This is a genomic window from Providencia heimbachae ATCC 35613, from assembly GCF_001655055.1.
GTDB classification, from domain to species: Bacteria; Pseudomonadota; Gammaproteobacteria; order Enterobacterales; family Enterobacteriaceae; genus Providencia; species Providencia heimbachae.
Window position 1 is genome coordinate 57677 of sequence record NZ_LXEW01000040.1, and the last position, 13373, is coordinate 71049.

A 13373-nucleotide genomic window follows, 5' to 3' on the forward strand; every position below is an offset into this window, starting at 1 on the left:
TTTTCCTTATTGATAATTGAGATTGAAAGTAATCAAAGACGAAAAACTGCCGGTTTTTAAGCGATCGTTGAAAGGCTTTTGTGCATAAACACCAAATGTCAGTGTATTCACAGAACCTTTTCCAGTTGCAGTGATTGTGCTGACGTCAAGGGGGGTATTAAATTCAAGTTCTTTTCCCTTGCTATTGGTAATTGCAAGTAACACATTTGACTCACCGGTTGTTGTTAAATAGTTGATTCCATTGTGTATTTCTGTACTTTGGGTATTAAAGGTGATTTTTATGGTTTTATTGAGTGCCGTAGAGGAGCAATCAACAATATCCAGTTGAAAAGGCTGAGTGTCTGAACGCCCCAAATTTTCGAGTGAAGAAAAGCGTAATCCGGATAAATAGATTTTTTTCTTGTTGTCATCGTCTGATAATTGGCAGCCAGCAGGTATAAGATTACCTTCAAAATAAACAGATAAACTATTGGCAACGCTATTATTTGCTATTAACAGCAAGGTAATACAGCCGAAAATAGAGGAAAAATATTTAGTCATAACTCATCTCCAAACGGTGAGCCGAATTATTTGAAGGTACTAAAAAAGAAACCGTGTTATTGGTGAGTGGAGTTGAAAAAACTAATTTCTCACTCCCTAATTTAAGTGAAAATGGCAGCCGTTGGTGAGACTGCTTAGTTTTCATACAATGTGCAAAACTGATTTTAAATTGATAAACAGGATCACTGGCATAATTGATTGCGCGTTGTAGGGTGACATAAGGTTGACATGGCGTAGTGACAAAACGCGCATTGACATAGACAGTTCCCGTTAATTGTGGCGTTGCTATTGCCACAAAAGCCGGTACTGTTAGCATCCATAATCCCAAATGATATAATTTCATATTGATACTCCTGTTTATCCTGCGGCACTTATTCCGTTACGCTGCATTGCGCTGCTTGGCATTTAAATGCAATAGAAGGCTTACCGCCGTAATCATTAATATAAGTAAGATATGGCGTGGTAAATTTTGCAGATTTGAAGCTATGAGTCGATTTTGGTGGAATCATTACCGCGTCAAAATCACTCTGTTCGGCTTGCTTTTGGCTATTACCTAGCCCAATTACGGTCAAATAAAACCCAGTCGGATTGTTTAATTGATAACCTTGCGCAGTGGGGGTTAGAGTGATTTGTTTGGTCCACTCTTTCTTGCTTTCGGCCACAACACTTTCAGGGCGATAAAATAGTTTTACGCGGCTTTGTAGCGCAATTTGCAACACACCGGCTTCACTTGATTTTGGTGGGATCTCTCTTAGGTTGTAATAAAATAGTGATTCCCTATCCTGTGGGAGTTTGCCAATATCGGGCGCAGTACTTAAGCGTACAAGGCTGGTTGACTTGGGTTCCATACGCTGAATGGGCGGTGTCGCAATAATTGGCCCTGCTTCAAGTTTGTTCTCTGAAGCGTCTTCTAACCACGACTGAGCGAGGTATGGTAGCTCCGGATTATCATTACGGATGGTGATATTGATAGATTGCTGGTTACCATCAAAAATAATACGGGTGCGATCAAGTGTGACGGCGGCTTGTGCAATACTCATTACGCCAATCATTGCTGTGAAGGCGCTGGTACGAATAAAAAAAGGTAAATTTAGTTTCATCTTAGTTCTCTTATTATCAATGACAAATTAAAGTTGGATAAGCATCTTGTGTACGAATAACATCAGGGATTTGTATGTTGCATTGAAGTTTATTTCCCCAATAAATACTGAGTAGCTCTTGTGGTATAACGCCTACAATCCATGTAATGCCTTGTTCACCGACAATGCCGAGCTCAATATTGTTTTTATTTCGTACACTGGCGCCAAAGGGTGGATAGCTGTCATCTGCTAACTTTAAGCGTGCAAAGGTTTTTTCCCCTTGGATAACATTTAAGCTACGGTAGCCAATCGCACCTCGAGTCAAGGTGACATCCGTTACTGATTCGAGTGCCTCGACATTCTCTGGCAACTTACTGGTATTAATTGATGCACTGGTTTTACGGTAGCTACTGACATTTGGAATAACGGTTAAACCGAGGGCATTGGTTTTATACACACCGCCATTTAATGGAACGTTAGCTATACCAGGTGTTTCGACGACCAGACGCGTACCACCATAAGCCGCTTGGTGCATGGCAATACCCTCTTTTATTAAGGTTATTCCCCCATTAATTGAGCCACCAACGCTGTGGTATTGGCTCGGTACATAGCTGGCATTAGCGGATAGCGATGCATAAGATAAATTTTGATTTAGATAGCCACTGAAACTGGTCATGTCATCTTGATTCGCCCCAGTTTGATAGCCCACATTGAGGTTATAGCTACGTTGATCGCTATAACCGCTATAACCGACATTATGGGTTGCACTACGTTGTCCACTTTGATCTCGAGAGTAGCCTTCAGAGAAACTTAAGCTACTACCGAGCGTCATTGGGATAGTGACATAAAGGTTGAGCGCATCATCACGATAACCGGCTCTTGTGGAACGTGTTGCTGATGCGGTTACATTAATATTTTTTAAACCTAGTGATGGCAAATTAAGCGCGGTATTTATGTAGGCGCCATATTGTTCTTCTGCTTGGTTATTCCAATAGGTGTTGTATTGGTAGTTACCGCCAAGAGAAAATGTATCAAAATATTTATTAACATTAACTTGATAGCTTTCTTTTTGCGCTTGAGTCTCGAAACTACTGCGACGTTCATCTAATGTTTGCTGCAGAGTGCGATAGGTCTTATCGGAGAAACGGTAGCCAGCAAAGGTAATGTCGGTTCTGGCTTCATCAAAGGATTTTGAATAGCTCAATCGATAGCTACGGCCAAGTAATGTTTTTTCCAGTAACTGGGCACGAGACTGGGTGATGTCAAATGACAAACTACCGAATGTAAAGAGATCGCGCCCAAAACCTGTCGATAAGGCTTGGTAATTTTTTGATAAAATTGAACCGCCATAGATTGACCAAATATTACTGAGGCCATAGGAAATTTCGCCTGATGCGGTTAAATCACCCTCTAAACTACGGCCATTATAGCGTGGTTTACCCGCTGCAAATTTATAGCGATATTGGCCAGGGCGCGTTAAGTAAGGTAACGCAGCGGTGGTAATACTGAACTTTTGTTCTTCACCATTTTCTTCACGAACGGTGACATCAAGTGTCCCTCGAATAGAGCTATCCAGAGTTTGAATTTGGAATGGTCCTGCGGGAACAGTAGTTTCTAATACAATACGATCGCGACTCTTAACAATGACGGTCGCATTGGTTCTTGCGATACCAATGATCTCCGGGGCGTAACCGGTTAATTTAGGTGGCATCATATTTTCATCAGTTTCTAATGAAATACCGGTATATTGCCAAGCATCAAAAATTGAGGAATAAAAATAGTTTTCCCCTAATGTTAAAATAGACGCAATACTGGATAACGAACGATAAGCAAATAAACGGCTGAAGACGAAATCACTGTATTGGTTATTATAGGTTCCGGTCGATTTTCGTGAGTTTGCCTGATAGTCAGCGCGCAAACGCCAAGCACCGAGATTTACACCAGTAGTACCATTGGCGGAAATATAAGATTCTTTTGATCCTGAGCTGCGACGTGTCAAGGAACCCGTTAGAGTATAATCAAGTAAAAATCCATTGACGCCTTCTTCCCAGCGAGCAGGGGGAACCCAGCTTGGGTCGGTATATTCGATATAGCTTTGTGGAATGAGGATTGATAAGGTTAATGTCGATAAATCGATGTTTAATGCCGAACCTTCCAGTGCTGATAGGTCAATACATTGGTCGTTATTTCGATATTTAACTAATTTAATTGCGTCTGGTTTTAGGCCTAATTGCATCAAGACATCTGCGGGGATACAAACAAGGTTAAACAAAGTATCATTTGGCGATGAAGCTGAATTAACCGTAATATCTTTTGCATTGCCTAAGCGCTCATTATTCACTTTGAGCGTCAAATGATAAGTTCCAGGCATAATAAATCCTGCCTGTGAAAATTGGCTAAAGTCAATATTCTGAGTATCTTTAGTATCTAACATATCGGTATTAAATTCGACAGAAAATGCGCTTGTCGAAAGCGTAGATACAAAAGAAGCAAAAATTAAACGGGTGAAAATATTAAATTTAACCATAGTATTTTTCATCAAATTTATTATGAGTGTTTTATTAGTCGTAACTTACATTGAATTTAATAGTGGTAAAGTAATCCCCTGGCTCGATTTCATTATTAATTGTATCTATCTCTGTTTCATATTTTAAATAGCTAGTTTTAGTCTTTTTATCAAAGTAAATTGAGCTATCTAAAATTGAGTATGATTTATTTGGGATTAATAAATTATTGTTTATGTCATAAATGTAAAGAACGACCCCAGTGGTAGGGCCTGACAGCTTAATTGCATTACTATATATATCTTGAGGTGCATGAAATTTAATTCTAATGCCTTTATGTTTTTCTTTATCATACTCACTAATGCAGTTATTTAGTTTTATATTAAATGGTTTACGATTGGTTTTCTTTATTACAGATAAGTTTGTTTTTTCATTAGAAACGTAATCATAATTAATATATTGATACTGGCTATCTGTTTCTATTGAGCAAGGTGCTGCCACAATATAGCCTTGCATCACGGTTTCACCGCGAATACCGCCATCAATGGTATATTCAGCATAAGATGAAGTGGAATTTAAAAATAAAGTTATCCATATAAAATGTATTTTATTCATAATGAACCTTTTTATTGGGAGGAGTTTCCCCCTCCCATAAAAATTATTCGTAAGCGATTTGGAAATCAGCGATAGAGTTGAATTCACCTTCTGTTACTGGTGTTGAAGCATCAACACGTTTAGCCATTGCAGTAAATTCAAGAACGTTTTCACCTTGTTGATTACGGATTTGGCTCATTACAGATTTCGCTTCATCAAAATTAAAGTCTTTAATCTGAATACCGATATTTGATGCAGTACCGGTAACACCTAAGAATTCTTTCTTAGAACCTTCATAGTGCTTACCGCCAAAAGTGATTTTGATATCTTTTACTGGAACCCAATTACCTTCACCATCTTTACTAAACTCATTAAAGTTACATTCTTTTAATTTGATCGAGATATTTTTATCTGCAGAATTTCCTGCTTCTAAAGATGCTTTTGAAAGCTGGCCAAATGAAACTTCTTGATTTAGGCTATCTGATTCAATATTACATGGCGAGTTAACTACTTGACCGCTGAAATGTATTTCACCAGTATTACCACTTGCTAAAGCAGCAGTAGAGATAGTTGAAGCAGCAAATAAAACAGCAAGAGAAAGTTTATTTAATTTCATGTTGTACATCCTTAAAATAAGTAAGAGTAGATTCCTATTGAAATAGCATGACCTAAACAATAGGAGTAATTTTTCATATCCATTCCATTATGAATTTCTGTTACATAACGAATGTCTGTGTCCATACAGTGATGTTTAATGTGAGTCATTTCGACTGAGATAAGTTTATCCCCTAGAAGAGTAATTTGAAATTAAATTCTTTAATTTTAATTAAATACAGTTAATTCATCTTAAATTAATGTTTTTTAAATGAAATTTAATGTTTTTATTCCATTTTAATATTGTGATAAATATTTAATGTTTGTGTTTTTAAGGTTGTTTAATGTTGGTTTTATTTAAAATAAAAAATAAATGCATAAAACCACGAGGATTTTATGCATTTGTATGAGTTTTATTGAAATGAGTTACTGAGTGCAGATGAAAAGCGGGGAGAAATTTTCTTCAATAATATAATTTTTACTATTTAGCTGTTTTATCTTTGTGAAATAAAGTTGGTCGATTTGAGGAATACCTCTAACTTTAACATTTTCACCGGCTTGGTCGCTTGGGTCGATAGAAACACTTTCAATACGTGAAAAAAAATGGTCCCCTTGATAGGAATGTTTTATCAAATATTTTCTAGATATAGAGTAATCTTTGCCGTTGTAATTGATATCACCATTCATTACAAAGGTGTGGTGAGTAGGATCGTTCTTGTTAGGTATGATACTTAATAGATAAAATCCATTTAAACTTGAGCGATTATCAGAAATGTTTATCTTTAGTGTCGCACTGCATTCGGGAATAACTGGCGTATTTTTAATAAAATAGACATAAATACTCGCGAAAATTAATATTGTAGAAATAATAAGTAAACTAATTGCTCTTATCGGTTTTTTATTTAACATAAAAATTCTCACAACTCACTGTCGCACCATCTTTTGGAGTGCTAGGACAATATGATAGAAATAAAAAATCATCATGTAAGTTTTTATCATGAGTCACTGTACCGACATTATAATAGAAAATAGTCGCCGGTTTTTTACAGTCAATACTGAGATCTGCCAATTTTTCTTGCAGGATAGAAAAACTGACCGTTGTTGTATCTGGTTTATGATAGCTATTAATATAGCGAATACTACATTGGTCTATCCGCCCGACCTCTGGGTACTCAGTTCTATTGGCAAAGAAATAACTTTTAAATAAGTAAAGCAGGCAAAAAATAATAATACCAATAAGTGCTATTTCTAAGTAGCGATTATTGAGCATGTAATTTTTTTTAGCAGTAACGACTTTAGTGCTAATTTCTGTTTTTACTGCGAGTGAATATTCATCTTCTAACGACGATAGTGAATTAAGCGTATTAGGCGTAATATACTTTTCGCTATCTTCAAATTCTAATTCTGCTGAAAATTTTATGCCCACTTTAGGTATAGTGGTAATGATTTCTCCATCAAAAAAAGAGGATAAGTGGCGGCGCAAAACAGAAATACTGCTATTGAGGTTATTGTCAGACACAACCTGATTATGGTCTTCCCACACTCGATGTAAGATAGTCTCTCTATCTAAAACATCATTATTATTTTGCACTAAAACCAATAACAAGCGATTTAACGTTGTTGTCAATTTTATGGCATCATCAATATTGTCGGAGTATAACAGCCCCAGATGACTGTCATAATTAATAATATTATTAATCAAATATTTCATTTTATGATTGGTTTTATTTATGGTTAATAACAACTGTATAGAGTTAGTTTATACCTTAAATTTGTAATGTGTCAATAAATTGGCATTATGAGAAATAATTATATTATTTAAAATCAAATGGTTAATTAAATTTAAGTCTAAATAGAAAATAATATTTATTGTATTAATTCACTAAATGGTGGCATTTATTTTTATGGAAGGAAAAAAGCCTCAAAAAAGAGGCTTTTTAGTCAGCGGTGAGGAATGACGGGTATACCTAAGCTATTCAGTTGTTTCCAAAATCTGATGCATAACCGGATGGAATTTACGTTTAAAGTAAACGAGCCCGTGCCCTGTATCATTGACGATAATCTGCTTCATCTCAACCATGTAAACCGAGTGCGTACCGATATCTTGCACTTGCGTTATCTCACCTTCTAAATTAGCCAGTGCATTTTTGAGTTGAGGTTGCTGTAAAATGCCTTTATCCCATACATTCCAGCCGAAACGTTCTTCCATTGTAGAACCTTTCATCCCAGCAAAATGACAGGCCATCTCTTCTTGGTCATGGCTAAGTACGTTTACGCACAGGCGGCCATTCTTTTGAAATACCGCATTCATGGCACTGTTGCGGTTGACACATACCATCAAAGTGGGTGGCGTATCGGTAACTGAACAGACTGCAGTGGCAGTAATTCCACAGCAACCTTCAGTACCATCCGTGGTGACGATGTTAACTGCTGCACCAAGACTCGCCATCGCATCTCTGAAACGTAGGCGATGTTCATTTTCTAAAGACATATTGACCTCCTGCTGCCGATTATTTCAGCAGCGAATCTAACTGATTAATATCGTTGTTGTTATACAGGTGTGGACGCTTCCAGCCGTGTTGATCGTAATCAGACAAGCAGCGGTCAACCATATCGGTCATTGCTTTCATATTGCCAGAACCTTGGGCATGACGTAGACATTGCAGGCGAATTTCGTCTTGGCTACCCGCATAGTTAATTTCATATAGCTCATGGCGACCACCGAACTCACTACCGATAGCATCCCACATTAATTTTAAAATCTTGATACGTTCAACGTGATCCATACCGTTAGAACCACGAACATATTTAGCCAGATATTTATCAATTTCTGGATTATTCATATCACGAACACTTGATGGCAGGTAAATCAAGCCGCTGGTGACGTTACTTTCTATTATATTCTTGATTTTGGTGTAGGCCATTGGTGCCATTACACGATAAGTCTGGATAGCTTGGGTGTCTGGTAAGAATGCACCGCCTTCCCACGCTTTTGCTTCTGCTGTCATTGCATCGGTCAATGACCAGAACAAATTACGCCATGCAACCACTTCACCTAAGTCTGCTTGTACACCACGAAAATCGATAACACCCGTACACTCAAGGCTTTTTTGTAGAAGCCCAGTAATGAAATCCAGTTTTACCGCCAAACGTACACAAGCTTGTAATGGGAACAGGCGCGCGAATCCGCCTTGTACTGCCCAGTTGCGTGCACGGTCAAAATCACGATAAATCAAGACGTTTTCCCATGGGATCAAAACATGATCCATCACGAGTATTGCATCATTTTCATCAAAACGACTTGATAGTGGGTAGTCAAAAGGTGATCCCGTTGCACCAGCCACTAATTCATAAGATGCACGTGAAATTAATTTTACGCCATCAGCATCCATTGGTGCGACAAACATCAGTGCGAAGTCTGGGTTATCTCCCATCACTTGCGCAGAACCGAAACCGATAAAGTTATAGTGAGTCAATGCTGAATTGGTTGCGACTACTTTTGCACCGCTGACGATAATACCTGCATCAGTTTCTTTTTCTAGTTTTATATAAACATCTTTAACTTCATCGGCAGGCTTATGGCGGTCGATAGGTGGGTTAACAATCGCATGGTTAAAGTAAAGGCCGCTTTCTTGAATGCGCTTGTACCAGTGACGTGCGTTATCGGCGAATTGACCATAATACTCTGGATTTGCACCTAAACAGCTGGCGAATGCCGCCTTATAGTCTGGAGTGCGTCCCATCCATCCATAGCTTTGGCGTGACCAATCTGCGATTGCATCACGTTGTTGGCGCAATTCTTCTGCACTTTTGGCGAAACGGAAGAATTTGTGAGTGTATCCGCCGTTGCCAGTATCGGTGCCCCAGCAAAGCTGGTCATGAGTCGTCTTATCATGAAGTGCATCATATAATTGTCCTATGGAAGCTGCTGAATTACGAAATGCGGGATGAGTCGTGACATCTTTAACGCGCTCACCGTAGATATAAATTTCACGACCATCTTGCAAGCTTTTTAGATATTCTTGACTGTTAAAAGGGCGTTTAGCATCTGAACGGAAATCTTCTGGTTTCATGTTTGCCTCGTTATTTGACAAAGAGGGCTCGCGTATGTAGGGAACAAAAGGTCGCAAGCATCAAGTTATGTTAATTTTATGTTTGTTTTCTGTGTCTTAATTGAATCGTTTTCTGAGATGATTTTAAAGAGACTTTCCAAAGGTTCGCTGGTACTTTTCGTTGAGAATGGGTCTTTGTGAAAGAAATGTGATCCTATCGATGTTTATATATTAATGTAATTATTATTTTTGATTGAAAGCAACTAAATATCAATTAGATAAGAGAATTAATTGTATTAATATGTTTTTATTTTTCTTCTTGGTTTGGTTGTTATTTAATCAGCTCATTCACTTTCAGGTGAATAATAACAACATAAAAGATAATTTAAAATAAAGATACAATGCATCAAAAATGTTTGCATAATGTAAAATAAATTAGATTCTAATGAAAAGCTAAGAAGGGGAGGGAAGGCTAATGAATATTTTCCTCGCGCCATAGGCTTGGAGATGAACCGACTAATCGATTAAAAAATCGAGCAAAGTAAGCGGGATCTTTGAAACCCAGCTGGTATGCAATCTCTGAAACAGGGCTATCACTGAATAACAGCATGCGTTTTGCTTCACGCAGTATTCGATCAAATATAAGTCGTTTCGGTGGTCGGTTAGCAAAACGTCGACACATATCTTTGAGCCTTGACTCTGTCACTCCGAGCTTTTTGGCATATTCGGGGACTGCTAGGTGCTCAGAATAATGTAGGTCAATAAGCTGGTTAAAGCGTTGGAATAAACGATGCTCCCCTCTGACTCCCGTAACAGGGTGGTCATCCAAAGGAATCGATCGCAGTAAAAAAGTGAATAAGGCCTGAGCGAGGGATGAAAGGACCTGATCTTTTCCTGAATAGGCATTGGCAGATTCACGCGCCATTAACGACCAATAATGATTAAAGGTATCAATATCATCGGGCTTATCAGCAACTGAGAGGCAAATAGCCGGAATATCGACAATATCTCTATTCGCGGGATATAAAGACTCAAGTAAAGGGCTGATTAAATCTTGTCGAACGGTGAGAACGTGCCCATCAGTATCCTCTTGGGTAAAAAATGCATGAGCAACCGAAGGTGGGGTCAAAATAAATAAAGGTGCCTGAACCGAATAACGCAACTCATCAAGTTGCAAAGTAATATGCCCAGTGACTAGATAGTGAAGTTGAAAAAAACCATCATGACGATGTGCCTGCATGTCGCGACCAAAGAAGGCGGCCATTTTACCGAAGGTTTGGTAGTGGACGTCGTCGTTGCCTTGGGTTTCGTCGTAGTCTTTGCTGATGTCTATATTGGTAATCAATTTTTGGTTCCCCTTCATACTTCAAGCTGCAGCGTTGTTGGCTGCACAAGCTAACCCTAGTCACATACTTATGTATGCTCCTAGGGATTTCGTCGCTCGCCGCCTAGCTACAACTCGAATTGTTCTTCATTCTTCAAGCTGCAGCGTTGTTGGCTACACAAGCTAACCCTAGTCACATACTTGTGTATGCTCCTAGGGATTATCTTGCTTGCCGCCTAGCTACAACTTGAATTATTTTGAACCCTATTTAGGGGGGGTAAATAAATTCAATTTTTTCAATCTGTTGCAGCACTTAATTCTTTAAATTTGATAGTTTTATAGTCTAAGGTGTCGCCCTTGGTCGGGAGCTTTTCATTGGGATAGCCATGACGATCAACGCACCAACGACCAGTAAACCTGCCACGAAATAGAGACCAGAATTGAAACTGCCGGTTTGGTCTTTTAGCCAGCCAATTAACAGAGGACTGACCGCCGAGCCTATATTACCTGTTGCATTGATAACCGCAATTCCGATTGCACGGGCTCGTAAACTAATTGATTGATCTGGGGTTGTCCAGAACACCGCCATGGCAGTAAAGGAACCGGTAGATGCCATAATGATACCGAGCAACTGAACAACGGAATGGCTTGTCATTGCCGCAAGCACCCAGCCTGCCGCGGCAAATAAGTACGGCAAGGCGGTATGCATCTTCCGTTCTTGTAGTCGGTCAGAACGTCGGCTCCAATAAATCATCCCGAGGATCGTACAAAACTGAGGGATGGCCGTGAGCAGTCCAATCATGGCATTACTGCTGCCCTGATTAAAGCTTTGCATGATTTGTGGCGTCCAAATATTAATCGCACTCAAGGTGTTTGTTAGACAGAAATAGGCCACGGTATACATCAATATCACTGGAGTGAAAATTTCTTTCCATAAACTCTTATTTTGCAAAGCAGTATGACTTTTTGAGCCATGAGGCTGTACCAGCTCAAGTTGGTCGTGATCCATCATCTCTTGCAGCGTATCTTTATCTTCTTGAGTTAACCATTTTGCTTTTTTCGGTGAGTCATCGAGGTAAAACCAAACTAGGCCACCGAGGATCACAGAGGGAAAACCTTCAAGCAAGAATAACCACTGCCAGCCTTTAAGGTCTAAAACGCCATCTAAACCAAGAATATAGCCCGAAGCAAGAGAGCCGAATGCCATGGTGACTGGCATCGCAATCATAAATAATGCATTAGCGCGAGCACGGAAATAGGCGGGAAACCAATAAGTGAGATACACTAAAATACCCGGCAAGAAACCCGCTTCAGCAATACCCACCAACATACGTAGCACATATAAACTGGTTGGCCCCGTCGCGAACATCGTCGCCGTGGATGCGATCCCCCAAAGCACCATGATAGTGGCTATCCAGCGGCGAGCACCGACGATACCCAACATGATATTACTGGGAATACCAAAAATAACGTAGGTGACATAAAACAAGGTCGCGGCTAAGCCGAACATGGTGGAAGAAAGCCCGATATCTTTACCCATTGTCAGACCGGCAAAACCAATATTAATACGGTCTAAAAATGAAAAAACAAACAGGACAAATAAAAATACGATTAAACGTTTAAACAGTTTATTAATGACCTGCTGTTGCGGCTCAGTAAGATTTTTATGTTGATCCGCCGGATTGCTATTAGCTGGCTGTTGTGGATTACTCATGTGATGCCCTCTATTACAAGTTATTATAGGTACAAGGGTCTATTAAGCAGTCATTTATATGTCTGCCTTATGTTGTGATTGCGATATTTTTTTCGTCTTCTAAGCAGTGCCTTGAACTGTAGGGTAAATAGCACTCTTTAGAGGATTTCGTTATTTTATCTAATACACACTTGGTGTCGTCGATGTAATGTCAGATACAGCCTTACCAAATTTTTCTGCTAGGGCTTCTGCGGCACGAGCAAGTAAGGTGGTATCTACACCAACAGCCACAAACAGCGCACCGAGCTTGATATAGTGCTCAGCGACATCCGGGGCGGCCATTAAAATACCCGGCGCGAGGCCTGCTGCACGAATTTGTTTGATGGCCTCTTCGATGACTTTTTTAACTTCAGGGTGATTCGGGTTACCCGAAAACCCCATATCTGCACTGAGATCGGCAGGGCCAATAAATACGCCATCAACCCCTTCAACCTTAAGAATATCAGGAAGGTTATTGAGCGCTTCACGTGTTTCAACCTGCACAATCACACACATTTCATCATTGGCACGTTGCAGGTAATCAGGGATACGATTCCAACGAGAAGCACGGGCTAATGCGCTGCCAACACCACGAATACCGGCGGGGGGATAGCGAGTTGCACGAACAGCTTGTTGCGCTTGTTCTGCATTTTGTACCATCGGCAGTAACAACGTTTGTGCACCAATATCTAATAGCTGTTTGATAATCACAGGGTCATTCCACGGTGGGCGCACGACAGGTTGTGATGGGTAGGGCGCTATAGCTTGCAGTTGAGCAAGCGTCGTTTGCACATTATTTGGCGCATGCTCACCGTCAATTAACAGCCAATCAAAGCCTGCGCCCGCCAGTAGTTCTGCGCTATATGGGCTGCATAAACCAAGCCATAAGCCGATTTGTGGCTGACCTGTTTTTAGGGCTTTTTTGAATTTGTTCTCTAACAGATCCATAGTGAA

General features: G+C 39.6%; 13 protein-coding genes. All 13 read right to left on the reverse strand.

Annotated features, from left to right (window positions below):
- Positions 1 to 6: 6 nt before the first annotated feature.
- The gene (locus M998_RS14435) at positions 7 to 540 is read right to left on the reverse strand and encodes a fimbrial protein (RefSeq protein WP_068909487.1); all 534 of its coding nucleotides are present in this window, start codon (positions 538 to 540) and stop codon (positions 7 to 9) included.
- Positions 533 to 883: a hypothetical protein gene (locus M998_RS14440; protein WP_068909489.1), complete on the reverse strand. Its 351-nt coding sequence runs from the start codon at positions 881 to 883 to the stop codon at positions 533 to 535. Before M998_RS14440 ends, M998_RS14435 begins: the two co-directional genes overlap by 8 nt.
- Before the next feature lie 28 nt (positions 884 to 911).
- On the reverse strand, positions 912 to 1640 hold the full coding sequence (locus M998_RS14445; RefSeq protein ID WP_068909491.1) for a fimbrial biogenesis chaperone: 729 nt from the start codon (positions 1638 to 1640) through the stop codon (positions 912 to 914).
- A gap of 16 nt (positions 1641 to 1656) precedes the next feature.
- Complete coding sequence (locus M998_RS14450) at positions 1657 to 4146, reverse strand: fimbria/pilus outer membrane usher protein (RefSeq protein ID WP_068909493.1); 2490 nt, start codon at positions 4144 to 4146, stop codon at positions 1657 to 1659.
- 34 nt (positions 4147 to 4180) lie between these two features.
- On the reverse strand, positions 4181 to 4738 hold the full coding sequence (locus M998_RS14455; protein ID WP_068439439.1) for a fimbrial protein: 558 nt from the start codon (positions 4736 to 4738) through the stop codon (positions 4181 to 4183).
- A gap of 43 nt (positions 4739 to 4781) precedes the next feature.
- Positions 4782 to 5333 carry a fimbrial protein gene (locus tag M998_RS14460; RefSeq protein ID WP_068909495.1) on the reverse strand — a complete coding sequence of 184 codons (552 nt, stop codon included), beginning with the start codon at positions 5331 to 5333 and terminating at the stop codon, positions 4782 to 4784.
- A 404-nt stretch (positions 5334 to 5737) separates the two neighbouring features.
- The gene (locus M998_RS14465) at positions 5738 to 6220 is read right to left on the reverse strand and encodes a FidL-like protein (RefSeq protein WP_068909496.1); all 483 of its coding nucleotides are present in this window, start codon (positions 6218 to 6220) and stop codon (positions 5738 to 5740) included.
- On the reverse strand, positions 6210 to 7022 hold the full coding sequence (locus M998_RS14470) for a winged helix-turn-helix domain-containing protein (protein WP_068439681.1): 813 nt from the start codon (positions 7020 to 7022) through the stop codon (positions 6210 to 6212). Before M998_RS14470 ends, M998_RS14465 begins: the two co-directional genes overlap by 11 nt.
- A 261-nt stretch (positions 7023 to 7283) precedes the next feature.
- Complete coding sequence (hpaC, locus tag M998_RS14475; protein WP_068439447.1) at positions 7284 to 7802, reverse strand: 4-hydroxyphenylacetate 3-monooxygenase, reductase component; 519 nt, start codon at positions 7800 to 7802, stop codon at positions 7284 to 7286.
- A gap of 19 nt (positions 7803 to 7821) precedes the next feature.
- Complete coding sequence (hpaB, locus tag M998_RS14480; protein WP_068439449.1) at positions 7822 to 9384, reverse strand: 4-hydroxyphenylacetate 3-monooxygenase, oxygenase component; 1563 nt, start codon at positions 9382 to 9384, stop codon at positions 7822 to 7824.
- A 451-nt stretch (positions 9385 to 9835) separates the two neighbouring features.
- Entirely contained in the window at positions 9836 to 10726 is an 891-nt protein-coding gene (gene hpaA / locus M998_RS14485) for a 4-hydroxyphenylacetate catabolism regulatory protein HpaA (protein ID WP_068909498.1), read from the reverse strand.
- Between the two features lie 304 nt (positions 10727 to 11030).
- A complete protein-coding gene (hpaX, locus tag M998_RS14490) occupies positions 11031 to 12401 on the reverse strand; it encodes a 4-hydroxyphenylacetate permease (RefSeq protein ID WP_068909500.1) in 1371 nt (456 codons plus the stop codon).
- Between the two features lie 159 nt (positions 12402 to 12560).
- Positions 12561 to 13367, reverse strand: a complete 807-nt coding sequence (gene hpaI / locus M998_RS14495; protein ID WP_068909502.1) for a 4-hydroxy-2-oxoheptanedioate aldolase — start codon at positions 13365 to 13367, stop codon at positions 12561 to 12563.
- Between the last annotated feature and the right edge of the window lie 6 nt (positions 13368 to 13373).

Bases quoted from the DNA above. Each gene is read 5' to 3' on its own strand.
- M998_RS14455 (WP_068439439.1), bottom strand. From the start codon at position 4,738: ATGAATAAAATACATTTTATATGGATAACTTTATTTTTAAATTCCACT.
- hpaB (WP_068439449.1), bottom strand. From the start codon at position 9,384: ATGAAACCAGAAGATTTCCGTTCAGATGCTAAACGCCCTTTTAACAGT.
- hpaI (WP_068909502.1), bottom strand. From the start codon at position 13,367: ATGGATCTGTTAGAGAACAAATTCAAAAAAGCCCTAAAAACAGGTCAG.
- M998_RS14460 (WP_068909495.1), bottom strand. From the start codon at position 5,333: ATGAAATTAAATAAACTTTCTCTTGCTGTTTTATTTGCTGCTTCAACT.
- hpaC (WP_068439447.1), bottom strand. From the start codon at position 7,802: ATGTCTTTAGAAAATGAACATCGCCTACGTTTCAGAGATGCGATGGCG.
- M998_RS14450 (WP_068909493.1), bottom strand. From the start codon at position 4,146: ATGGTTAAATTTAATATTTTCACCCGTTTAATTTTTGCTTCTTTTGTA.
- M998_RS14435 (WP_068909487.1), bottom strand. From the start codon at position 540: ATGACTAAATATTTTTCCTCTATTTTCGGCTGTATTACCTTGCTGTTA.
- hpaX (WP_068909500.1), bottom strand. From the start codon at position 12,401: ATGAGTAATCCACAACAGCCAGCTAATAGCAATCCGGCGGATCAACAT.
- M998_RS14440 (WP_068909489.1), bottom strand. From the start codon at position 883: ATGAAATTATATCATTTGGGATTATGGATGCTAACAGTACCGGCTTTT.
- M998_RS14445 (WP_068909491.1), bottom strand. From the start codon at position 1,640: ATGAAACTAAATTTACCTTTTTTTATTCGTACCAGCGCCTTCACAGCA.
- hpaA (WP_068909498.1), bottom strand. From the start codon at position 10,726: ATGAAGGGGAACCAAAAATTGATTACCAATATAGACATCAGCAAAGAC.
- M998_RS14470 (WP_068439681.1), bottom strand. From the start codon at position 7,022: ATGAAATATTTGATTAATAATATTATTAATTATGACAGTCATCTGGGG.
- M998_RS14465 (WP_068909496.1), bottom strand. From the start codon at position 6,220: ATGTTAAATAAAAAACCGATAAGAGCAATTAGTTTACTTATTATTTCT.